28 protein-coding genes and 1 pseudogene are annotated in these 22,891 nt (G+C 38.7%); 9 read left to right on the forward strand and 20 right to left on the reverse strand.

Translation table 11 applies throughout. The features are described from left to right. Positions 1–888 precede the first annotated feature (888 nt). The 7 genes from U9R83_RS15930 to U9R83_RS15960 all read right to left on the reverse strand — a co-directional run bounded on the left by U9R83_RS15930 (position 889) and on the right by U9R83_RS15960 (position 4,037). On the reverse strand, positions 889–1,299 hold the full coding sequence (locus U9R83_RS15930) for a disulfide oxidoreductase (RefSeq protein WP_014459308.1): 411 nt from the start codon (positions 1,297–1,299) through the stop codon (positions 889–891). Next, positions 1,299–2,006, reverse strand: a complete 708-nt coding sequence (locus U9R83_RS15935; protein ID WP_014459307.1) for a DsbA family protein — start codon at positions 2,004–2,006, stop codon at positions 1,299–1,301. Before U9R83_RS15935 ends, U9R83_RS15930 begins: the two co-directional genes overlap by 1 nt. Before the next feature lie 38 nt (positions 2,007–2,044). Further along, positions 2,045–2,896, reverse strand: coding sequence for a M56 family metallopeptidase (locus U9R83_RS15940; RefSeq protein WP_209367000.1), 852 nt, complete (start codon positions 2,894–2,896; stop codon positions 2,045–2,047). 3 nt (positions 2,897–2,899) lie between these two features. After that, a complete protein-coding gene (locus U9R83_RS15945; RefSeq protein WP_013057865.1) occupies positions 2,900–3,313 on the reverse strand; it encodes a BlaI/MecI/CopY family transcriptional regulator in 414 nt (137 codons plus the stop codon). 84 nt (positions 3,314–3,397) lie between these two features. Next, positions 3,398–3,535: a YvrJ family protein gene (locus U9R83_RS15950; protein WP_013057866.1), complete on the reverse strand. Its 138-nt coding sequence runs from the start codon at positions 3,533–3,535 to the stop codon at positions 3,398–3,400. Between the two features lie 55 nt (positions 3,536–3,590). Next, positions 3,591–3,803, reverse strand: coding sequence for a DUF2922 domain-containing protein (locus U9R83_RS15955; protein ID WP_328575327.1), 213 nt, complete (start codon positions 3,801–3,803; stop codon positions 3,591–3,593). Between the two features lie 15 nt (positions 3,804–3,818). Then, positions 3,819–4,037, reverse strand: coding sequence for a DUF1659 domain-containing protein (locus tag U9R83_RS15960; RefSeq protein ID WP_013057868.1), 219 nt, complete (start codon positions 4,035–4,037; stop codon positions 3,819–3,821). 118 nt (positions 4,038–4,155) lie between these two features. Between U9R83_RS15960 and U9R83_RS15965 the strand changes: the two genes are divergently transcribed. Then, a complete protein-coding gene (locus U9R83_RS15965; RefSeq protein WP_014459304.1) occupies positions 4,156–4,599 on the forward strand; it encodes a hypothetical protein in 444 nt (147 codons plus the stop codon). A 37-nt stretch (positions 4,600–4,636) separates the two neighbouring features. Here U9R83_RS15965 and U9R83_RS15970 read toward each other — a convergent pair whose 3' ends face one another. Continuing rightward, the gene (locus U9R83_RS15970; RefSeq protein ID WP_165351766.1) at positions 4,637–4,783 is read right to left on the reverse strand and encodes a hypothetical protein; all 147 of its coding nucleotides are present in this window, start codon (positions 4,781–4,783) and stop codon (positions 4,637–4,639) included. 157 nt (positions 4,784–4,940) lie between these two features. Continuing rightward, positions 4,941–6,263: an AlbA family DNA-binding domain-containing protein gene (locus U9R83_RS15975; protein WP_116738869.1), complete on the reverse strand. Its 1,323-nt coding sequence runs from the start codon at positions 6,261–6,263 to the stop codon at positions 4,941–4,943. A gap of 148 nt (positions 6,264–6,411) precedes the next feature. On the opposite strand from U9R83_RS15975, the gene U9R83_RS15980 reads away from it, so the two are divergent. Continuing rightward, the gene (locus tag U9R83_RS15980) at positions 6,412–6,966 is read left to right on the forward strand and encodes an HAD-IIIA family hydrolase (protein WP_115654337.1); all 555 of its coding nucleotides are present in this window, start codon (positions 6,412–6,414) and stop codon (positions 6,964–6,966) included. Here U9R83_RS15980 and U9R83_RS15985 read toward each other — a convergent pair. Beyond that, positions 6,917–7,492 carry a poly-gamma-glutamate hydrolase family protein gene (locus tag U9R83_RS15985; protein WP_014459300.1) on the reverse strand — a complete coding sequence of 192 codons (576 nt, stop codon included), beginning with the start codon at positions 7,490–7,492 and terminating at the stop codon, positions 6,917–6,919. The genes U9R83_RS15980 and U9R83_RS15985 overlap by 50 nt on opposite strands. 237 nt (positions 7,493–7,729) lie before the next feature. Here U9R83_RS15985 and U9R83_RS15990 point away from each other — a divergent pair, with 237 nt between their 5' ends. After that, positions 7,730–8,263, forward strand: a complete 534-nt coding sequence (locus U9R83_RS15990; RefSeq protein WP_034328103.1) for a TetR/AcrR family transcriptional regulator — start codon at positions 7,730–7,732, stop codon at positions 8,261–8,263. Further along, on the forward strand, positions 8,260–8,586 hold the full coding sequence (locus U9R83_RS15995) for a DMT family transporter (protein ID WP_013057875.1): 327 nt from the start codon (positions 8,260–8,262) through the stop codon (positions 8,584–8,586). The genes U9R83_RS15990 and U9R83_RS15995 overlap by 4 nt, the downstream gene beginning before the upstream one ends. Before the next feature lie 97 nt (positions 8,587–8,683). Here the strand turns inward: U9R83_RS15995 and U9R83_RS16000 are convergent, their stop codons facing one another. Both U9R83_RS16000 and cspD read right to left on the reverse strand, forming a co-directional pair. Further along, positions 8,684–10,261 carry a peptide chain release factor 3 gene (locus tag U9R83_RS16000; protein ID WP_014459298.1) on the reverse strand — a complete coding sequence of 526 codons (1,578 nt, stop codon included), beginning with the start codon at positions 10,259–10,261 and terminating at the stop codon, positions 8,684–8,686. Positions 10,262–10,503: 242 nt separating this feature from the next. Then, positions 10,504–10,701, reverse strand: a complete 198-nt coding sequence (gene cspD, locus U9R83_RS16005) for a cold-shock protein CspD (RefSeq protein WP_013057877.1) — start codon at positions 10,699–10,701, stop codon at positions 10,504–10,506. Positions 10,702–11,028: 327 nt separating this feature from the next. On the opposite strand from cspD, the gene U9R83_RS16010 reads away from it, so the two are divergent. Beyond that, positions 11,029–11,751, forward strand: coding sequence for a DUF421 domain-containing protein (locus U9R83_RS16010; protein ID WP_226555259.1), 723 nt, complete (start codon positions 11,029–11,031; stop codon positions 11,749–11,751). Between the two features lie 66 nt (positions 11,752–11,817). Here the strand turns inward: U9R83_RS16010 and U9R83_RS16015 are convergent, their stop codons facing one another. Beyond that, a complete protein-coding gene (locus U9R83_RS16015; RefSeq protein WP_115654338.1) occupies positions 11,818–13,305 on the reverse strand; it encodes a hypothetical protein in 1,488 nt (495 codons plus the stop codon). A 535-nt stretch (positions 13,306–13,840) separates the two neighbouring features. On the opposite strand from U9R83_RS16015, the gene U9R83_RS16020 reads away from it, so the two are divergent. From U9R83_RS16020 to U9R83_RS16030, 3 genes are all read left to right on the forward strand, one after another. Continuing rightward, positions 13,841–14,455, forward strand: coding sequence for an NAD(P)-dependent oxidoreductase (locus U9R83_RS16020; protein ID WP_028414459.1), 615 nt, complete (start codon positions 13,841–13,843; stop codon positions 14,453–14,455). Positions 14,456–14,477: 22 nt separating this feature from the next. Continuing rightward, positions 14,478–14,726, forward strand: a complete 249-nt coding sequence (locus U9R83_RS16025) for a hypothetical protein (RefSeq protein ID WP_243549513.1) — start codon at positions 14,478–14,480, stop codon at positions 14,724–14,726. Between the two features lie 275 nt (positions 14,727–15,001). Next, positions 15,002–16,081, forward strand: a complete 1,080-nt coding sequence (locus U9R83_RS16030) for a PrsW family intramembrane metalloprotease (protein WP_243549514.1) — start codon at positions 15,002–15,004, stop codon at positions 16,079–16,081. A gap of 468 nt (positions 16,082–16,549) precedes the next feature. On the opposite strand, the gene U9R83_RS16035 is transcribed toward U9R83_RS16030, so the two are convergent. The 7 genes and pseudogenes from U9R83_RS16035 to U9R83_RS16065 form a co-directional block, all read right to left on the reverse strand. Then, a complete protein-coding gene (locus U9R83_RS16035) occupies positions 16,550–16,690 on the reverse strand; it encodes a hypothetical protein (protein ID WP_014459290.1) in 141 nt (46 codons plus the stop codon). Between the two features lie 255 nt (positions 16,691–16,945). Next, positions 16,946–17,218, reverse strand: a pseudogene (locus U9R83_RS16040) (manganese catalase family protein); the annotation flags it as partial. Between the two features lie 36 nt (positions 17,219–17,254). After that, positions 17,255–18,211, reverse strand: coding sequence for a siderophore ABC transporter substrate-binding protein (locus U9R83_RS16045; RefSeq protein ID WP_042992040.1), 957 nt, complete (start codon positions 18,209–18,211; stop codon positions 17,255–17,257). A 23-nt stretch (positions 18,212–18,234) separates the two neighbouring features. Continuing rightward, the gene (locus U9R83_RS16050; protein WP_013057889.1) at positions 18,235–18,993 is read right to left on the reverse strand and encodes an iron ABC transporter ATP-binding protein; all 759 of its coding nucleotides are present in this window, start codon (positions 18,991–18,993) and stop codon (positions 18,235–18,237) included. After that, positions 18,987–19,934: an iron chelate uptake ABC transporter family permease subunit gene (locus tag U9R83_RS16055; protein WP_014459288.1), complete on the reverse strand. Its 948-nt coding sequence runs from the start codon at positions 19,932–19,934 to the stop codon at positions 18,987–18,989. The genes U9R83_RS16050 and U9R83_RS16055 overlap by 7 nt, the downstream gene beginning before the upstream one ends. Then, positions 19,927–20,877 carry an ABC transporter permease gene (locus U9R83_RS16060; protein ID WP_209367012.1) on the reverse strand — a complete coding sequence of 317 codons (951 nt, stop codon included), beginning with the start codon at positions 20,875–20,877 and terminating at the stop codon, positions 19,927–19,929. Before U9R83_RS16060 ends, U9R83_RS16055 begins: the two co-directional genes overlap by 8 nt. 567 nt (positions 20,878–21,444) lie before the next feature. Further along, positions 21,445–22,251: a cell wall hydrolase gene (locus U9R83_RS16065; protein WP_013057892.1), complete on the reverse strand. Its 807-nt coding sequence runs from the start codon at positions 22,249–22,251 to the stop codon at positions 21,445–21,447. 362 nt (positions 22,252–22,613) lie between these two features. On the opposite strand from U9R83_RS16065, the gene U9R83_RS16070 reads away from it, so the two are divergent. Continuing rightward, entirely contained in the window at positions 22,614–22,868 is a 255-nt protein-coding gene (locus tag U9R83_RS16070; protein WP_013057893.1) for a hypothetical protein, read from the forward strand. The last annotated feature ends 23 nt before the right edge of the window (positions 22,869–22,891 follow it).

Raw genomic sequence — 22,891 nt, forward strand, 5'->3', positions numbered from 1 at the left:
TTTCATAGTTTTACTCCCTTTCTAACGACCTGTTTCCCCAAAGCAGGTCGTTTTTATATCCCGCTTCTCTTTTCACCATTTTTTCACCATAAAGGTATAGGATAGTACTTGCGAAGCCAATTAGCATATTTTTTCATAGTTTTACTCCTTTTGAAGATCTGCTTCCCCAGAGCAGGTCTTTTTTTATATCCCGCTTCTCTTTTCATCATTTTTTCACCATAAAGGTATAGGATAGTATTTGCGAAGCCAATTAGCATATTTTTTCATAGTTTTACTCCCTTTCTAATGACCTGTTTCCCCAAAGCAGGTCTTTTTTTATATCCCGCTTCTCTTTTCATCATTTTTTCACCATAAAGGTATAGGATAGTACTTGCGAAGCCAATTAGCATATTTTTTTCATAGTTTTACTCCTTTGTGAAGACCTGCTTCCCCAGAGCAGGTCCTTTTTTGTTTGATGTTTCTTTTCACTGTTTTTTCACTATTGGGCGGTAAGATAGTATGTGTAAAGCCAATTAGCATATTTTTTCATAGTTTTACTCCCTTTCTAAAGACCTGTTTCCCCAAAACAGGTCTTTTTTTATTTTTTCTAAAAGCTTCCATCTTTTCACCGTTTTTTCACTTTTCTTTTGTATACTAAGTTTGTCAAAGCAATTTCATCATTTTTCATAAATGACCCCTATTTATTCCCCGCTTTTTGTGAGCGGGGCTTTTTTTATAAGAAAAGAATATTTTTTAAAAAAGCTTTCCTCTTTTCACCGTTTTTTCACTTTTCTTTTATATACTATTCTTGTCAAAACAATTTCATCATTTTTCATAGATGTACCCTATTTGCACCCGCTTCTTGTAAGCGGGACTTTTTTTTCCATACAAAAAAGCTTAACCCCGAGGTTAAGCTTTTTTCTTCTGCTTGCGAAGAACAAGCATCATAATCGTAATAATGGTAAACGCAATAAACGCTAAAAAAGGAATGGTGATAAACCCAAGCCAGTTAATATATTGACCTGAGCAAGGAACACCGCTTGTACACGTTTCAAATGCTTTAAGAGCCGGTATCTTCTGCAGGCAATAATGATAGCCTGAAAGCGCCATACCAATCACCGAAAACGGCAGGACGTATTTGTAGATGAACGTATCATTCCGATACACGGCTACACCTAGCACAATCGCGAGCGGATACATTAAAATTCGCTGATACCAGCAAAGTTCACACGGGATAAAGTGAAGAACTTCACTAAACGTTAAGCTTCCAAGCATCGCGATAAGCGCTGTAATCCACCCGAAAACTAAAGACTTGTTCATTATTTGTTCTCCTTAGCCGCATCTTTGACCATTTGATCAAAGTCATCGATTGTTTTTCCTTCGAATTTTTTGCCGCCTACATAAATGGTTGGTGTACCTGTAATGCCTAAGTCATTGGCTGTCTTCATATCTTGATCAAACGCATCTTTTCCTTTTCCATCTTTAAATGCACTCGCTACTTTTTTTGCATCGGCATCGCTAGATACTTCTTTCAGCGTATCTTCTAAGTAGGATTCCGTTAAGACATCTTTCTTTTCGTCCGCTGCGTTTTGCTTTTTATAAAGAAGTTCATGGAATTTCCAAAATGTATCGTTTCCAAGCTCTTTGTATACCGTCTCGGCAAACTCTGCTGCACGAGAAGAGTCGTTGTTGATAAACGCATAGTTCATAAAGTAGAATTTGACTTTACCTGTATCTACATAATCTTTTTGAATCAGCGGGAAAAAGGATTCCGTGAAGTTTTTACAAGCCGGGCATTTGTAGTCTCCAAACTCTACCACTTCTACCGGAGCTGACTCTTTTCCAAGATACGGCTGATTATCATATGTAAGAGCGGCCTTTTCATCTCCTCCGCCCTTTGACATATTAGAAAGGACGATTAACCCTAAAATACAGACCGCAATAATTCCAATCACCCAAAAAATCCACTTGCTCGAGGACGTTTGCTGATTGGGCGTTACTTTTTTCTTTTTCTTTGCTTTTGACACAATCTCATCTCCTTCTTTTCTTTCTCTCTCTTAAAAACTTACAAAGCTGTTAGAGCTGTAAAAATTAGCGCACACAAAATAAAAAACACGTATAGCGACGTCAGCGTTAAAACAACAGGAGGCTGCATCGGCATTTTGGTTTCCGGATTTAAAATATATTGAATGCGATAATTAACCGACGTATCAGCAAATGATACGTGCGCACACGAAAGACTACCCTGTCCCGTTTTTACCATTTTTAAAAGCGCGCTGCCGATGTGAGCAGGCGTGCCATTTTTCACAATGGCATCTTGATCAGCCAGCACTTCACGCATGACCTTGAAGCGTTTATGGCTCCATTTAATAAACGGAATATACCATAGTGCAGAAGCAAGCGTGCTTAGTAAAAATGTTTTGAGCGGATCTTTGTTTGCAACGTGCGACTGCTCATGGTAAATAACAGCTTCTAGTTCATTTTCATCAAGCACAGACAGCAATCCTGTAGACAGGACGATATGCGGTGTAAACAACCCCATTGTTAATGCAATGGGCTGATCTGTTGTTAAAACTGTTAAATTCTTTCCGTACGCTTTTTGCAGGTTAGTCGTTGTTGTTTCATCTCGCAGCTTCGTAATCATTTTACGGACTTTCCGCATTTGAATCACTTGCTTTACAGCTTTAATGAACAGCACGAACATCGTATGAAAAACAACCGCATTCAGCATGTATTCAATAAAAAACAAGCCGAAAAAGTGGGCTACTTTATTACAAAGTAAAATTAAGTTGAACGATAAATTCCATCCAAACAGCAAATGCAGCACATACATGCCCATTTGCATAAGCAACGTCACGGCAATAAAAAAGCACAGGTTAAAAATAAGCTTAGAACGCTTTAGTATTCCTTGATTCATTGATTATTCATCCTTTTTTAACTGTTTGACTTTTGATTCGAGCATGCTTAGCAGTGAATCATCCACTTCTTCTAGCGCATCAAGCATATGAGTAACAGCAAGCGAGCCAAATTCATCGATTAATTCGTGCGTTAACTCTTTCGACTGAGCATCGATAAATTCCTCTTTAGAAAGAATTGGCTGATACATTGATGTACGTCCTTTTAGACGCTTTTGCAACACGCCTTTTTCCACCAATCGATTCATAACGGTCATAACGGTGTTGAAGTTAACTGCTTTTTCTTTCTCAAGCACGTGCTGCACGTCTTTAATGGACATTTCACTTCCGTTCCATAAAGCCGTCATAATTTTCGCTTCAAGCGGGCCAAAAAAGCGATTAAGGCCGGTTTCATTAAATTTGAATTTTTCAATTTTCATATTTGACACCTCACACTACCAATTGTAGTGTGAGGTGTCAAATCCGTCAACTTTTCCATGACAACTGCCTTACAATTGTCATAATCACTTTTTTACTTCATCGGTTAAATGCTGAATGGACAGCACAACTGTATCGAGCTTGGCTTCGATTCGGTGAAGTAAATAAAGCGTCACCACCACTGGAAAACCAACGTCTGAGACAAGCGTAAACCATTCTGTCATCTTCCTCTCTCCTTTTAAAAAAGCCCTTCGCACCGAAGTGGAAGGACTTTCATTTTTAAATCGTAAATTCCGTTACATTTCGCTCGACGATTTGAGCGCCTTTTTTAGCAACGAGCGCTCCGCCGCTTGAAGTAAAAACATCGCTTGCGATCAGCGCGTTCATTGCTGCTGTAATGGTTGCCGCGTCTAACGTATCTTTTGGTGATTCAATCGATAGGCTTACCGCTTTTTGTGACTCATTCAAAAACTGCATCGTTAAAGTTTTCATACTCTACCTCTTTTCTTATTTTAAAAGTGAAAACGTGACAACTTCGTTGATTTCAACAAGCGGAAGCGACTGCAGGCTGGCAATGGTTTCACTTGCTGTGATGAGCGCATCTGCAGAACTTCCAGGCTGAATGTTCATATAAGACTTTGTCTTCAAATCAGGTTTTCCATCCTCTTTTATTCCTTGTTCTAATACTAAGCGAAGCTGGCTTGAATGCTGAATTTTTTCTGCCATCTTTTATTCCCCCTTTCACTTTATATATAGAAATGGAAATAGGAAAGAGGGATGATGGAAACATAAAAATTTTTGGTTTATAATGGGAGATAGTCTGAGTTAGAAAGAGGCTTTGGTAATGAGAAAGTGGAGCTTTTTATTTTTTGTTCTAGCATTCATGCATCCAGTTTCAGCACTTGCTGACGACGGTGCAGATGAAAAAAAGCTTGGTCCGTTTTACTACACGGTTTCTCATGATTATAGTCGAGAAAAATGGGATGTAGGGGTGTTAAATCAACAAGACAAAACGAACATTCCTGAAACTGATTTGAACGATGAAACGCTAAGATTGTTTCAGCGTACGGTTGATGATTTAGCAGACCTCGCGATTCGATTTGCTGCTATGAGCGTACTGCTTGTATGTTCACTCGTTGTTTTTACGTACTTTCGCATTCAAAAAAAGCGCCCTTTTCTCCGCTTATTTTTTGTTTTTTCAAGCGTTGGCTTTCTATTTTGCGTCTATACATCATTGGAATTATTTAAAAAAACTGAACAAGCAAAATCTTTATTTTACTTACTATGACTTGAAACCAAAAAAACCAGCCGATTGGCTGGTTTTTTCATGCATTTCTTACAGTTATGTAGTTCTGTTCATACGTCATTTCTTCCGTTTGCTTTTGCTGCTCCAGATGGTAATAAGCAGCGCATACTCCTCCTAACCCAGCCAGTGCTAGGACAATTAGAAGTATGGATGTCGCTTTTTTCATTGCCTTTTCTCCCCTTATGTTTAACCCTACCTAGCAACGGCATCCGTAAAAAAGAGTCCCCTTTCTCTTCTTTACTTGCTCATTACTTACGAAAGATATTATCATACTTTTTTTCACTTTTGTCATTTTTTTAGCTATTGTCAAAAAATTGTATATTTTATCCTTGATTTAATGAGTGTTTAAGAAAGTCAATGGACTGGTTTTTTGAAAGGCCAAACGCTGTCACGATATAATCAACGTAGGCAAGAAGCTCCAGATTCCCTCCTAATTTTGTCGTTTTAAATGACCGATTAAATCGATATTGCTTTTTATCTGAAAAGACGAGCCCTTCTTTCTCTAGAAATGTTTGAAATTGCTCATGTGGAAAGTAAAGCACATCGTTTCGAACGTTCTCTAAGTCAATCACAATAATCATATCTTCCAGCTCTGCTTTTAATTCCATCATACAATCGATGTATCCGCCGATGCAGCTGATTAAAGATGCGAGAAAAAAAGGTCCGTTTATATATTGAAACTGCTCAAAGATCGTCTCATCGATGTAGCTTGAAATACTTGACTTTAAAACGTCATGAATTTGTTTTGATTCTTCCATATACGGGATAGGAATATGAAACTTAGCTGATCCGTTATAAAACTGCTCCCACGCAATTGTTTTATCGTACGCATCAATCACATCTGTGCTTCGAAAAATGATGGATTCCGCTGAATAAGAAGCTTTAACAAACGGTGTATGCAGCATCACCGTACTTTCCTCATCCAAACGATAGTGTTTGGGTTCGCTAGACTTGCTTAAAATATATTGCTTTAACCGTTCTTCTTCCATTTGTTCAACTAAATGCAAATCATATAGTGGCAGCACGTACATGTTACACATCCCGTAATGAATATAGCTTTTCCCGTGCATCGGCCATTTTCTGTTATAGATCGACAGTTCTTTTGTACAAAATTCCTCTATTCGCTGCGTTTGATCCTCGGATTTTTGGTAGAGTCGATCTAAATGATAGCGATCATCGATTTCCGTAACGGGAGATGTGCCGCTTCCAATTCTTCTGTAAATTTTCCCGTAAGACATGTACGGAGGGTTCGGACCTTCGGGAATCCAAATAACAAAAACACCTTGCCCGGTGTGATCTTCAGGTGATAAAAAACGCGTAACGATACGAGGAATGGGATTGGTGACATCTTTCAGCATATTATTAATAAACAGCTCATATTCTTTTCGCTCAAGCAGGTTAATGGAATGGTCGTCTTCATCTACGCCAAAAATAAGCCACCCTCCTTTTTCATTGGCAAACGAAGCGATGATATTTGGAATTTTCCGTTTGACCGTTGAGCTTACTTCGCGCTTGAACTCCAGCTGATAGCCTTCTTCTAAATGTTTTTCCATCATGCGCTGCACATCTGAAAACTCAATTTCTCCAATTGTTTTTTTCTTTCCGTCTTCGCTTATAAATGGTGAATAAAACGATTCTTCGTTCACTTGTCTTCCCCTCCTCACCACTTCTATTTAACTTATCCATATGATGAGAAGTAAAAAGACAGTCATACTTCTTTTATTTTTTTCGGAAAAACAACTTTTTTCCAAATTCATCCTGCTTTATATTATGATAGAAAACGAGGTGAATAATATGATTGAAGCGATATTTTTAGATCGAGATGGAACAATTGGCGGCAGTAATGAAATACAATATCCAGGTAATTTTCAGCTGTTTCCCCAAGCAAAGCAAGCGATTATAGACATAAAGAAACAAAACATTCCGCTGTTTTCCTTTACCAATCAGCCCGATGTTGCAAAAGAAAAGGTAAAGAAATCAGACTTTATCTCTGAGCTTTTAGCGTTTGGGTTTGATGCTGTTTACCTTTGTCCTCATGAAGATTCGGACAATTGTTCGTGCCGCAAGCCAAGGCCGGGCATGCTGTTACAAGCAGCCGAGGAGCACAGCTTAAATTTGGCTAACTGCATCGTGATTGGCGACCGGTGGAAAGACCTCGTAGCGGCCCATGCAGCAGGAGCACAATGTATTTTAGTGTTAACAGGGGCTGGGCACGACACGTTACATGCACGGGGAAAGTGGGCTGACGTACAACCAGCCTTTATTGCAGCCAATATACAGGAAGCTGTTGAATTTATCTTTACATCACTGAGTTCACAGCCGATACTACCGCATTCACATACTCGTTAAATAGCTCATTATTCTGTAATAATTGTTCGTATTGCGGCGTTGTGATTTCAAGCTGCAGTCCCTTATGCCGCTGATTGTCGTTTGCGATATTTCGAGGTGAAACGCCTTTTAAATGCACGGGCGTTTCACTGATCGGAAAACCTGAGAGTGCATGACGCACCGCTTTTTCTAACTCTTCGTCTCTTCCGCCGATATAAGTGGTGCAGACGTCGCTGTAGGCACCGTGAAGAGAAATCGTGACCGCTGATTTTTTAACAAGGTGACGCGCCATTTCTTCATCGTAGTTTGCAGACGTAACATGCAATTCAAACGGATTTTCTGTTTTCAGCGTTTTAAATACGTACACCGTTGCGTTCAGCTTTTCTGCTATTTTTTCTGCTACTTCTTCTGTCCCAATTTCCATCGTTCCTCCGTGAATCGCAAGCACAACAATTTCTCTCCGGCGAATGACACATTCTATTTCGTAATCAATTCCCGCTCGTTCACACTGTGATAGTTCTTGAAAACTTTGATACACATCCCTCATCTGTTTCTTCACACCTTTCTTTTATCTTTCATATACCCAGGCTTTATTTTTCCTTTTTCTTCATATAGTAAAAGTAGTAAAGGGATTAACCCTTTGTTTACGCGTTCATTTTTGTTTTTATACTTTATATTTTAGTGTGCACAAAAATTTTTTTTGAAATTCGAAATAAAAGTATTGCCAAACAAACCGTCCAGACGGTAAAGTATTCTAGGGAAAATCAAAAAGGAGGAAATTCATGTGTCTACATATGATGATATATTGCTTGCAGCCACGCAGGTTGTGCAGCGTGACGGCGTTGGAAATTTAACGCTCGAAAAAGTAGCAAAAGAAGCCGGTGTTAGTAAAGGCGGCTTGTTGTACCACTTCTCATCAAAAGATGAATTGATTCAGCAAATGCTCTATTCAGTCACAAAGCAATATGATGACGGGCTACACGTGCAAATTGAACATGATGATGCTCCTGGCAAATGGAGTCGGGCTTATCTCGCTGAGACGCTTCATGACCTTCAGCGTGAACAAGCGATGAGCGCAGGGTTACTTGCAGGTATTGCAACGAATCCTGAACTTCTGCAGCACCTTCAAACACACTATGAAAAGTGGCAGCAGCATATTGAACAAGACGGCATTGACCCTGTCCTTGCTACCATCGTGCGCTTAGCAGCCGATGGATTATGGTTCAGCCAAATGTTTGGGCTCGCACCCGTGGATCCAGACATGCAAAAACAGATTCAACAACAACTTCGGAAATTAACAGAGGAGGGTTTTCGATGAAAGCCTATTTATTTTTAGCAATTGCAATTAGTTCAGAATTATTTGGTACATCTATGTTAAAAGCATCAAACGGATTTACAAAATTTTGGCCTAGTCTTGGTGTTTTATTAGGATTTGGTCTTGCTTTCTATGCGCTTTCCACATCACTTCAGCACATTCCACTCAGCGTTGCATACGCCATTTGGTCTGGTGTAGGAACTGCTGTGACAGCTGTAATTGGCGTAGTCATTTGGAAAGAAAGCGGCAGTCTTACGATGGTATTTGGCATCGTATTAATCATTGCAGGAGTCATTCTTTTAAATTTAAAATCAGTGGCTCATTAAAAAAAGAGCCAGTAAATACTGACTCTTAAGCAAAGGAGGAAAATCGACTGTCTACTTATGAAAGTAGTATGTATCGTTTTCCTTTTTTTATACTCTTTTATAGATTAAACGGATCTAGGAATTTAACAGATGGGTATTTGTCCTGGAACAAACGCCATACAAAGTCGTTTTCAAACATAAGAACGGAATGCTTATCACGGTCTTCTACTAGCATCACGCGAGAATCTAGCATGCGATCTTCGATTGTTGCTTTGTCTACCCATTTTGCAATGTTGTGAGACATGCGTGTGAATTCAAGATCGACATTGTATTCACCTTTCATGCGGTGTTCAAACACTTGGAACTGAAGTTCACCAACTGCTCCTAAAATATAATCTCCAAAGAACGGCGTACGATAGAGCTGTACGGCTCCTTCTTGTACAAGCTGATTAATCCCTTTTTCAAAGTGCTTGGATTTCATTGCGTTTTTCGCACGAACTTTTACAAACAGTTCAGGCGGGAACTTTGGAAGAGCATCAAATTCGAATACTTTTCCTTCTCCTACAATTGTGTCCCCGATTTGATACGTGCCTGAATCATATAAACCAATGATATCTCCAGGATACGCTGTGTCTACTGTTTCACGGCTTGACGCCAGGAACTGATGAGACTGCGCTAGCTTCATTTTACGGTTTGTTCTTGCTAACGTCACGTTCATTCCACGCTCGAATTTCCCTGAACATACGCGTACGAATGCAATGCGGTCGCGGTGAGCTGGGTTCATGTTCGCTTGAATTTTAAAGATGAAACCTGAGAAGTTTTCATCCGTAGGCTGAACGGTGCCATTCGTTGATTCACGAGGCTGCGGCGGTGATGTTAATTGTAAAAATGAATTAAAGAAAGACTGTACACCAAAGTTTGCAATCGCACTTCCGAAGAAAACAGGTGTTAATAGACCTTGCTTTACTTTTTCAATTGAAAAATCATTACCTGCTTCGTCTAATAGAGATAAATCATCCACTAAGCCTGGTAAATACATTTCATCGACGTGCTTTTTAATTTCATCGTCGATATTTTCACCGTCAAAGTCTGCAAAATATGACTCTTTGTTTCCTTGGTATACTTCAATTTGTTTTGAAAAACGGTCATACGTTCCTTGGAATCGTTTCCCCATGCCAATTGGCCACGTTACAGGGTATGATTCAATACCGAGTACATCTTCAATTTCTTCAAGCAGCTCAAGCGGCTCTTTTCCTTCACGGTCTAATTTATTGATAAATGTTAGGATGGGAATACCGCGCATACGACAAACTTTAAAAAGTTTAAGCGTTTGTGCTTCAATCCCTTTTGTTCCGTCAATAACCATGACCGCACTGTCTACAGCCGTTAAGGTACGATACGTATCCTCACTGAAGTCTTCGTGTCCTGGTGTATCCAAGATGTTAATAAAGTGATCTTTATACTCAAACTGCATAACACTTGATGTAACCGAAATTCCACGTTGTTTTTCGATTTCCATCCAGTCAGATGTAGCAAACTTGCCTGATTTTTTTCCTTTAACCGTTCCGGCTGAACGAATCATTCCACCCAGTAACAGCATTTTTTCTGTTAACGTTGTTTTCCCGGCATCCGGGTGAGAAATAATGGCGAATGTACGACGCGAATCGACCATTGTTTCTTGAAGTTGGTTGCTCATACGTTTTAAAATCCTTTCTGCTCTACAATTCCTATTTTCATCATTTCATTATACGCTTTTTTTATACTGCGTGACTAGTTTTTTTCATATTTGAATACTTCTACAAAATCAAAGAAATCGTCAACAAGGTGTAAAAAGCGAACAAGAAAAGACCCCTTTTATAAAAGGGGCCTTCTCCCAGTTTAGTTTAACGAACGACCAGAGAAACGTTCTGCTGATCGGCTTAAACTTTATAAAAAAAATTACTTTTGAACGTTAGCAGCTTGTGGTCCACGGTTGCCTTCAACGATTTCAAATGTAACTTCTTGACCTTCTTCTAAAGTTTTGAAACCTTCGCCTTGGATAGCAGAGAAGTGTACGAATACATCGTCTTGTCCTTCTACTTCGATGAAACCGAAACCTTTTTCAGCGTTGAACCATTTTACTTTACCTTGTAACATATCTCTTTTCCTCCTTGTGTGACAATCCACACATTGTGTATTACTCTATTCCTGCTCTTACAATAAGTCAAGACGAACACTTCGAACTATCCTTACCGAACAAAAATAAGCACTTTTATTGTAACAAATCCTCCAAAAAATTTCAAAGGAATTTGCACATTCTTTTTGTTTGCTTCTATCCCTTACCTACAGCCTTTCTACCCCTTTTTAAGCAGCCGAATGTGAACGCATTATCCGCACTTCTTCTTGATGTTTTTTCTTGTATAACGATCCTTTAAATGGATAACGCTATAGAGATAGATACTCTTTCTATTTATGAGAAAGCAGGTGACATCACAAGCGATGGAAGACATTCTTTTGTCCCTTCTTAGAACCTTTGTTTCTTTTATTATCTTAAGCATTACAACTTTCCTGATTGGAAAACAAATTAACACGCATAATAATCATTTTACATTTGCAATGTCCATCATTATTGGATCGTTCATCGCAAATATGGGATTTGATTTAAAATTAAAATTTCTGCCGATGTTCGCTTCTTTTGCTTTTCTTGTGGCCATTCATTTTCTTTTAGCATCAACAGCTCTAAAAAGCAGGCGCTTACGAAAATGGATTACAGGCCGTCCGACGGTTATTATGGAAAAAGGAAAGCTTCTTGAAGCAAATATGAAAAAAGTCAAATATTCTATTGACGACTTGAATCAGCATTTACGAGAACTAGGAACGTTCAACATTGCTGAAGTAGAATTTGCTGTTTTAGAAGTAAGCGGAAAACTGTCAGTATTAAAAAAAGCAGCTTATCAAAACATTGCCAAACAGGACGTTTTGTCTAAGCCGTTTAAAGAAATGAATTTACCGGTAGAACTCATCATGGATGGAGAAATTATTCATAAAAATTTAACATCTCAATATACCGAACAATGGATCAACCTTGAGCTTTCAAATCGTCAGCTTCAGTTGAACCAAGTGCTGTATGCAGTTGTGTCAACAAACGGCATGCTCTATGTAGATGTGTATAAAGATCAGCTGTCCGCTCCTACAGACAGAGAATAAGGTTGAGACATAACTAAACGAGTTTAATTCTCCATCAAGAATCAAACTCGTTCGGATAAAATACGTTTACTGTGCCATCTCTTCAACGGTCCCTTCTTTTAAGCCGTAGTAGTTCCGTTCAAATCGCTTTATTTCTTGATCATAGCGGCGTACTTTTGCATCGGCTAGCTGGCGGCTTTGTTTTGTTTCTTCAAGCAGCTCGACCTGCTGATCAATTTGAAAAATAGTCGTCGTCAACTCGTCTTGATAATCATAAATTTCATTTTGAATATCCACGCATACGGGCAAACGATTTGCTAAAATAAAGTCCGTCATTTGCATAAGCACTTTTTTACGCTCTACTTCTTTCACTTTGCTTTTGACAGCTCGTTCTGCAGAACGGAACGTCAGCCTTACTTTAGAGAAGAAGTCACCTTTAATCGAAAGCTTACGCTGCAGTTCTTCTACATCTTGTTTTAATGATTCATGCTCTTCAATCATTTTTTGAAGCACAAGCCCTCCGTTTAATGATGTGAGCTCCATTTCATCAAGCTGATGGCGAATAGCTGTTTTGAGGGTTTCAATTTGTTTCACCGTCTTTTTCTCCGTAGCTCGGAGCTGCTTAACATACTGCTCTGTTTTATAAATAAAGCTGTCCAACCGTTCACGGTCAAACAGTGACTGCTCTTTCTTTTTTACATAATCTTGATACGCTGTGTGTACAGATGACCATTTAATCAGCAGAGACTGATAATTCAACAGCTCATCCTGATGCTCAAGCTTGTACGTCCACATCAGCTGAACAACTACTAATAACAGCGGTAAAAAAGTTCCAGCTTCTTTGCGTTTTGCAATAATTTCATGACTTTCAAAGCTCGCCATTAAAAACAGCGGCGCATTCATACTAAATAGCAGTGCTGGCGGGTAATTAACGGGAATAAAAATACTCATTACGGTTGCCATAAGGCCTGAAATAGCAGGGTATGCGTGCGGAGGAAGCTGTTTGTATAGCTCGATTGTCCCTTTTTTTTGCAGCAGTTTCACAAGCGATTCCTGCTGATAGTCTCCTAATGCATCAATCATTCTTTCTTGATACATGGGGTTTAGCTGTTCAATCCAATTCATCAACTGCTGCTGAAACACAACTTGCTGACGATTTGTAGCAATCATGTACTGCGAATCAATTAGATGAAAGAACAGTCGGATTTGATGGCGCATTACGTCTTCTAGCGTATGACAGCGTGCAATTGAAAACAGCTCATTGTATTTAGATACAAGCAAATTTCCAATGTTATCACTTAACTCGTACAGCTCGCCATTTGTCGTAGCATGAGAAACAGGAAGTTCAAAAAACTTCGCCATTTCAAGCAAAATATGCAGATGCATGTCTACTTCAGGCTGTTTTTCAAGCAATTTCATTTCTTCTACCAATGATGCTTGAAAATCCGTATGCTCCGTTTGCTGATACTGTGCTGACATTTCCGTATAAATGCGGTGGTCACATAACACATAAGCAGCTCTTAGGATATCGCCTTTAGACGTAAGCAACCCATACAATAACTGTTGTCCGTTCATCTTCACACCGTCCTTCATTAAATTTTCTTACTATAGCTTTCTATCATTTTATACTTTTTCTATAAATTCGATGCAATAGTTCAAATTTCCTGTTATCTTTCTTCTTGCTTTCTTAATACGAAGAGTGCCGTCCAACATGACATCAGTGCAGGCGGGATCATCCAAGTCATATATCGCCACTCACCCGTCACAAGCGCCATAATGAGAAAGATGAGCGGAAAACCTATTAGTACTATGATAACACGTGCTCGGCTTACCGTTTTTTTCATAGTGCATCGCCCCTTCTGTTCGTCCCTTATTCCTATAATACCCTTTCGCTTCTATAGCATTAAACACCTTTATAAACCGTTCGTACATTTCCTTGTTTTCTAGACAGTCTATGACATAAGTTTTAAAAAAGAACAGAGGATACCTCTTACTTTGATGAATCTCGTAAGCAGCTTTTATGTTTTGACAAGCTAAATCGAGAAAAATGTGTTATGGTAAAAGAAAATTTCGTTTTTACTACCTACATTGAAACGAAAGGGTTGATCGTATGAATATTTTTTTGATTGGCGCAAGTGGCAGGACCGGACAGGAATTAATAAAGCAAGCGATTAAAAACGGACATTATGTAAAAGCATTTGTGCGAAATCCATCTAAGCTTAAGATAACGCATGCGAACGTACACATCATACAAGGGGACGTGCTTGATTATTATGAAGTTTGTCAGGCCATGCGGGGGTGTGATGCAGTAATTTCTTGTCTTGGAACCGAAAATCTAGGGCATTCTACCCTTTTAGTAGAAACGACAAATCTGCTGATTCAATGTATGAACGAAAACGGAATTCAGCGTATCGCCTACACGGCTTCAGCGGGAATCGACGGAGAAATTCCTGGGATGACGGGCTGGCTTGCTCAGCGTATTTTAAAAAATGTGCTTCGCGATCATCACGAAGCCGTGAAGCTCTTGAAGGTAAGCGGACTCGACTGGACCGTTGCTCGGCCAATGGGTTTAACGAGCGGTCCATTAACCACGTATTATCGTATAGGAGAAGCTAGCATACCAGAAAACGGACGCAATATCAGCCGTTCTGACGTCGCTCATTTTCTCCTTCAAGCCGTAGAAAACAACAGGCACATAAAAAAATCACTAAGTCTTTCGTATTAAGTGTTCTAAAGGAGTGTTGATAGTGAACCTATCAAAAATTTTTCTAAAAATAAGTCTTGTACTTTTAATGGCATGCGTCTTTATTGAAGGTAATTTTCAGCTGGCGCTTGGCATCTTTGCTGCTGTTTGCATGCTTGTCATTATTTTTGCCAAGCCTCTTGCAAAATCGCTGCTTCCTGCTAATAAAAAAACAGGAAAAAAAGACCGCGAAACGTTAATGATGATTATTAGTGTGATCGTTTTTATTTCAGGAAGCTTTTTTATTGCGTAGTACTGTAAAGAAAACGGACTTAAATCCACATTTTCAATCATATAAAGGGCTGTGCTGTAGGTCGAATATTCGACTTATGACACAGCCCTTTTTTAGTTTTAATAAGGTATCTTTTTAAAATAGCTTCTGTTCTTTTATATACATACCATTCCATTATTTAAGCAAATTACCTACCAAACCCTCTTATGCTTTTTTCATCAGCTCACATAATATATGTAGAAGATGTCAGAAGACAAGCGTCAAACGATTTACATCTAGAAAAAGGAGGAAGATAAATGAAATGCCCCCATTGTGCTTATTCTAATTCGAAAGGGGTAAAATTCTGCTTAAATTGCGGCCATGAAATCGTGGACCACAACGAAAACTACAGCATATTCTACTTGTTTGCCCATCGTGTTGATAAAATTCCGAGAAATGAACGTTCCGTTGAACCTAAGTTTCGAAATATATTTTCTCGAGTCTTCCGACAGCACAGTGAAATGGAAGCTGAACGGCTTTTTATTGTAGGGACAGGGCTTACGACTCCTAAAATAAAAGAAGTTGTAAATACATGGCCAAAACCTTGGCTTTTTGCAAGGGTCTTTCTTATTGCGCTTGTCGCATACTTAGGCCTATATCTAGGCGTAAGTTTGTTCGAAAACATCAACTTTATACCAGGTCTTATTGTAGTCGGTGCTTTTGCAGTTCCATTTACTACTCTCATTTTCTTTTGGGAAATGAACGCTCCCCAGAATATTGCTATTTACAAAATTGTTTATGTCGTTTTTATTGGCGGAATCCTTTCACTTTTATTAGCACTTGTGTTTTACGATATTCTTGGAAATAACACAAACGTGATTGTAATTGGAATATGTGAGGAACTGGCTAAAGTTATCGCTGTTATTTATTTTGTGCGCAATCTTAAATATAGATATATCCTTAACGGCCTTCTTTTAGGAGCTGCAATAGGAGCTGGTTTTGCTGCTTTTGAAACCGCTGGCTATGCTCTACGGGCACTTCTTTCCGGCAGCTTTCACATGCTTTATTCCACAATACTCTGGCGCAGTATTTTTGCTCCTGGAGGACATGTGGCTTGGGCTGCCTTGACTGGAGCTGCCATATGCATCGTACAAGGAGATAAGAAATTTCAGTGGAACATGCTGATAAAACCGAAATTTCTCGGTGTATTTTTGCTTGTCGTTTTTATGCACGCTCTTTGGGACTCACCTATACTAGGTGTTGTCCCAGCAGGACATACGATTTTGACGGTTGTCTTATGGATTTTAGTATTCAGTATGATCCGTATTGGTCTAAAAGAAATCGCGGATAAAAAGTTGGAGTTGACCTACTCTAAAGAAAATCCTACACCCTCTTAGGAGATGTTCAGCTTGCGTTAAGCTGCTCATTTTAACTTTTTATTACCTTTATGTTTCATTTTGAAAATTGGTGTTACAAATTGTAAAAAACAGCATTCAAATTACCTGTACATGATATGATAACCTCAATAACATGAAAGGGTGACTTGGTGAATGAACCTTACTGAAATTAAGCATATGATAACAAATTTAGTAAATTATAAAGATAGTGACATTACTCATACTCTTGCTAATAGGTTTACACTGAGTTATTCAGAACAATTAAACAGTTTTCAAATCTGCGACATTGAGAACGATATTATTTATCGTTATGAAGAACTGGAAACAGCTGCGTTAGCTTTGTTTAATATGATCCATAATCTTCCTAAGACCATTAATAGACATATTAATTCGTTTGAGCAAGTTTAAAACAGACAAAAAAGTTCATTTATTAACTGACATGAGCTTTTTTGTCTGTGTCTATCTATTTTAGTTATTTATAACCTTTTTCAAAAGCAGAATATCCTTTTGAATGGCCCGTCTAATTTCTTCAACTTTACAACGTTTATATTCTTGCACTAAGCGATAGAGCTCTCTTTTAAATAAAAATTCATCTTGTTGACTACTCATAGCAGCATGCCCCTTATTAGCTTTCTATTACAAGCGATTAAAGAAAGTATTCCCTTTTCTTCTTGTAAAAAACAATTAAATTAACAAATAGATGTAGAACAAACATTTCATCCGGAGCTTATGCAAACGACGAGATGTTCTTACCTTTAGAGGAATGACAGTTGAAGAAACATAAAAAAACATTGACTACTAGCTCTCAGTCAATGTTTTTTTATTTACTTTAGCTCTAATTCATTAAAGCTAATTGGCATACTTTTATGCATTCATGTCTCCTAAACCTGGAGCGTGCTCATTTGGCATTTCAGATAAGTGAGGAACGGGAAAAGCTTCCGGTGGAGGCGTTACGCTCAAGTCTCCGCCATTTCTGCTTGGCGTCTGTCCTTGGAATATTTCTCCCATTCGGTGCGGATCTAACCTAAAATCAAATTGCGTGTTGTGATAGCCCATCTCGACAAACTTTCTGCATTCAGGGTATTTGTTAATATCATAATTTGGTACGGGGAATAGTTTGCCCCAGTCGATGCACAAAAAAAGAGCTGATTATAACCAGCTCCTTTTTCTCTATTACTTCTCTATCCCTGCTTTGATTTCTTTAATCATGCCAGCCATTGACTCAAGGCCTCCTCCAGATAAATACCAAAGGCCTGGATCAAGATACACAACGTGATTGTTTTTCACGGCGCTGATTTCTTTTACGTAATCATTTTCAACAATTTGTTTGGCTGATGATTTTTCACCAATCGCTGCGCCGCGGTCAACGACGAATAAGTAGTCTGGATTTTGTTTGACTAAATATTCGTATGAAATGCTTTGGCCGTGCTTAGCCGATGGATCTAGGCTGTCGTCTGCAGCTTTAATACCGAAGACATCATGAATTAATCCGTATTTAGAACCCGGACCAAACGCTGTCATTTTGCTATCATTTGCCATCATTACAAGCGCTTTTTTATCTAGTTTGTCCGCTTGTTTTTTCAAATCTGCAATTTGCTTATCGATCGCTGCTAGCTCTTTTTTCGCTTGATCTTCTTTATCAAAAATTTGTCCTAGTACTTTTGTGTTTTCTTTAAATGACTTCATATAATGCTGGTTATCTGTATCGATATAGATCGTCGGCGCAATTTTTGAAAATTCATCAAATGAATCTGCTTGGCGGCCTTGAATAATAATTAAGTCTGGATTTAGCTCTGCAATTTTTTCAAAATCAGGTTCTTTTAATCCACCTACATTTGCGTACTTATCATCTTGATATTTTGATAAATACTCAGGAATCGCTTGTTTTGGTAAGCCCGCTACTTCAACCCCTAGTTTATCTAGCGTATCAAGTGCACCCATGCTGAATACTACAACTTTTTTAGGGTTTTTCTCAATTTTAATTCCGTCTTTATTGAACTGATCGGTTACTGTTACCGTCTCTTTTTGCTTACTTTCTCCACCTGTTGTTTCTTTTGCTCCTTGATTACCGCAAGCAGCTACAACAATCGCAGTTAAGACTGCTACAAACATTACTAACACTTTTTTCACTTTCGTCACCTCATGAATAAATTTTATGAAAAATACACGCAAATACGCTGTCCGCCAACCGTTTCGATTGGAATATCCATATCGTATATATCCTTTAATACAGACGTTTGAATGATGGTTTCTGTTGGGCCTTCACGGATCACTTCACCGTTTTTAAGCGCCACGATGTAATCCGAATAGACAGACGCAAAATTAATATCGTGAATGACAATCACAATGGTTTTGCCTAAGTCTTCTACGAGACGTTTCAACAGCTTCATAATTTCAACAGAATGCTTCATATCTAAGTTATTGAGCGGTTCATCTAAGAAGATATACTCCGTGTCCTGTGCGATGACCATAGCGATAAAAGCTCGCTGACACTGTCCCCCGCTCAGTTCATCCAAGTATTTATCTTGAATACTTTCAAGCTTCATATAACTCAGCGCCTGATCAACCGCTTGTTCATCGCTTTTTGTTAACCGGCCTTTTGAATAAGGGAACCGGCCAAAATTCACGAGTTCACGTACGCTAAGCCTGATATTCAGCTGATTGGACTGTTTTAAAATACTCATTTTTTTAGCTAAATCTGAGCTGTCAATATTCTCTATATTTTTTCCTTCTATTGATATTGATCCTGAGTCGGCTTTAATGAGACGGCTCATAATTGAAAGCAGCGTACTTTTCCCCGCTCCGTTTGGGCCGATAAATGACGTGATTTTCCCTTTTGGAATCACGACGGATGTTTTTTCTAAAACGGTTTTTTCTCCGTATGTTTTACTGACATTTGTTACTTCTACCATGATTTATTCTCCTTTAGCAGCAAATAAATAAAGTAAATTCCGCCGGCAAAGTCAATGATGACGCTCAGCGTGGTGCTGAAGGTGAACACTTTTTCAACGATAAACTCCCCTCCGACGAGGGCTATAACACTAAGCAGCAGTGATCCCATCATTAAATAGGTGTGCTTGTACGTTTTGAACAGCTCTCTCGCAAGGTTCACAACAAGCAGTCCAAGAAAGGTGATCGGTCCAACTAACGCTGTAGCCACTGAGACAAAAATGGCAATCACAATCAGCATTTTTTTGACGAGCCCGTCATAATCAATCCCTAAATTTACCGCATGTTCTCTTCCTAACGACAGTACATCAAAAATGGATGTAAAGCGCCACACGTAAATGCCAAGCAGGATAAATATGACGGCTGCTATGTATAGCAAATCAGTATTGACATTGTTAAAGCTTGCAAATGATTTATCTTGTACAATTTGAAATTCATTCGGATCAATCAGCATTTCCATAAATGAAGACATGCTTTTAAATAACGTGCCGAACACAATTCCAACCAGTAAAATAAAGAAAATATTCTTACCGGCTTTTTTAAACATCAGTATGTAAAGCAAGACCGAAAAGATAATCATCAGAGAAACGCAAAGAAGAAAGTTAAGATTTTTGTTCATGATGACAATATTCGTCGAGCCAAAGATGTACACAATAAACGTTTGCAGAAATAAATACAGTGAATCCAGTCCTAGAATACTAGGAGTTAGAATTCGGTTATTGGTAATCGTTTGAAAGATAACGGATGAAAACGCAATGGCTCCTCCGGTTAAAACAATCGCAGCGACTTTTTCAATTCTTCGCGGCAGCGTGTACTGCCAGTAGCCTAAATCGTAGCTGATAAACAGCGCCACTGATAAAACGGCCAGCGCGGCGAGAATGATGATTTTATGTTTGTTATGCATAACGACCTCTCCTTATCAGCATAAAAAGAAAGATCGCACTTCCTATTACACCTACCATTAACCCAATAGAGATTTCATAAGGAAAAATAATAACTCTGCCTAAAAGATCGCACGCAAGTACGAACACAGCTCCAAGCAGCGCTGTATGAGGCAGGCTTTTGCGCAAATGATCTCCACGGTAAATCGATACGATATTTGGAATGATTAATCCTAAGAAAGGCAGCATGCCAACGGTCAAAATCGTAATCGACGTAATAAGCGAAACAATGACTAATCCAATGTTTACGATTTGTTTGTATTTCACGCCTAAATTGATTGAAAAGCTTTCTCCCATACCAGCAACCGTGAACTTATCTGCGTAAAGATAAGCGACTATTAAGAGCGGTATACTCAGGTATAAAAGTTCATATCTCCCTTTGACTACTAGCGAAAAATCGCCTTGCAGCCATGAAGAAAGGTTTTGAATCAAATCGTATTTGTAGGCAATGAAGGTAGCTAAGGAACTTACGATACTGCCGAGCATTAAACCGACTAGTGGAATATAAATCGTATCGTTAAATTTAATTCTGTCTAGTATTCTCATAAACAATAGATTGCCCGCCAGTGAGAAAATGAACGCAATGCTCATTTTTAATAGAGGACTTGCTGAAGCAAATACTAGTAGAGAAATCAACACACCAAGTCTTGCCCAGTCCATTGTTCCTGCCGTTGTTGGAGATACAAACTTATTTCGCGTAATTTGCTGCATAATTAATCCGCAAATACTAAGGCTCATTCCCGCCATAATAATGCTCAAAAGCCTAGGAAAACGACTAAAAAACAGCGTTTGGCTTTCTTCTTTTGTTAAATGAAACAGATCCATCGCTGACAGATCTTGTACTCCTACAAAAAGAGACAAAACCGCTAGTACAGCAAATACAAGAATTAACTGATAAAACTTCAACTTTCTTTACTCCTTTCTTCCCTCTATAAGTCTAGTTACCTCCTCCTTCATCATATGTAAATGATTATCATTATCAATTGACTTTCTTTATCATATCACTATTCTCTAAATAATCAATGGTTTTCTCAAAATTTAAGCAAAAAAATGCCTTAACAGATGGATCTGTTAAGGCATTTTAAGGTTCAATTAGACTTAAAAATAGCTATTGCTCTCTTCATACATAAGAGATTGAAACATACCTACCTCGCCCCCATTTAAGGACGAATAATAGGAATAAATGATCTGGACTGCTTTTTTCACCGCTGTTGCTTTCCGTGCAAGGCTTCGCGCTCCGTGAGGTCTCATCCCTTACGCTTTTTTCGCAGGAGTCTTCGCTTTTCCCTCTAACCACCAGCTAGAAATAACTACATACATGAAATCTACGTTCACCATAACAACAAAAAATCCGAACCATTAATAATTATTAATGGTTCGGATTTAACTTTAAGCAAAATACTTTTGTCGCAGCCTCTTTGTATCGCAATTACATATATATGAAATATATGTTTATATTTGAAAGAAATCTACTTATTTTGCAAATACATGGTTTCCGATAACTGCCGTTACTTGCTGCGTTGCAACCCATTGACTTTCAGCGATTTTCGGATTATAGAAAAACAGCGCATCGTTTTCATGCGGGTTTGATAATGCTTCGCTTACCGCTCGTTTTGATTCTTCTGATGCAGGCTGATTAATTGCTCCGTTTGCTACTGGTGAAAATTGATAGACGCCGTTTCCTAGCTGCTGATAAATAACGTCGTGAATGTTATTTGGGAATTCCGGTGAAGCTACACGGTTTAATACCACAATTGCTACCGCTACTTTTCCTTGGTACGGCTCACCTTTTGCTTCTGCCTCTACTAATCTAGCTAGTAAATCTTGATCTTGTGCAGAAACTGATGTAGACGGAGCAGTTTGTGCCGGCGCCGGTGCTTCTCCTTGAAGTTTTAATGTTTGTCCGATGGTAATGATATCACTTTGTAAACCGTTAACAGCTTTTAACTGATCCACAGTCATGCCGTTTTGTGTTGCAATATGATATAACGTTTCGCCTTGTGCTACTGTATGTACAGATGTTGCCGGACTAGCGGCAGGTTGTGCTTGTCCCTGGTCAGGAATCGTTAATGTTTCTCCAACGTAAATCATGTCGTTTTGGCGGTTATTAGCACCTTTCAGCTCATCTACCGTAACCCCATTTTGTTGGCCAAGCCCCCACAAGGTATCTCCTTTTACGACTTTGTGCGAAGCTGCTGCTGATGCTGTTCCTTGACTTGCTAGAAATGCTACAGACGCTGCAGAAGCAACTGCCCATTTTTTTACACGTTTTTTACTCACAAAAACTACCTCCTAAAATTTGAACCTGTTATTACCTTAGCACATAGATTCGCCTTTTCATTAAAAAAAACAGTAACATTTGTTCTAATTGGATTAAGTTTCTTACAGTGCCATTCATTATGTTACAACTTTTACATGACCCTTAAAGAATATGTAGAAATATGACGATTTCATTGCGAAACGAGCTTTTTATCTGTTTACTTACATTCCTCTTTCTGTAAAAAACTTGATTTAATTATGATTAATCGTAGAGATAAAAAGGAAAACAGCAGTCAAATAGAGAAATAGTGTAACTATTGAGGAATGATTCAGCGCTTCTTTGTCAATTTACGTTTGTTTATTAATAAAGGAGGTCTATTTGGATGTGTGCAAATAAAATGTATGTGACGTATAACACGGAAAAACCGGCTATTACAATTCAAGGAGCTTTTTATCATACGGGAGGAACGCAGGAAGAGTTTTTGCGGGAATTCAAGTACTGGCTTGAATCTCACGGCTGGTCATTTATGGGCGTAACAAATGAAACAACGATGACAACGGCGAACAAAGAGTTAAAAGAAACGATGGAACAGCATAAAATAGAAGGCAAAAAAGTTCAAAGACTAGAAGATTTATAACGATTGCTTCTATGACCCTTCAC

The sequence above is a fragment of the Priestia sp. LL-8 genome (assembly GCF_036227845.1).
In the GTDB taxonomy this organism is placed as follows: Bacteria; Bacillota; Bacilli; order Bacillales; family Bacillaceae_H; genus Priestia; species Priestia zanthoxyli.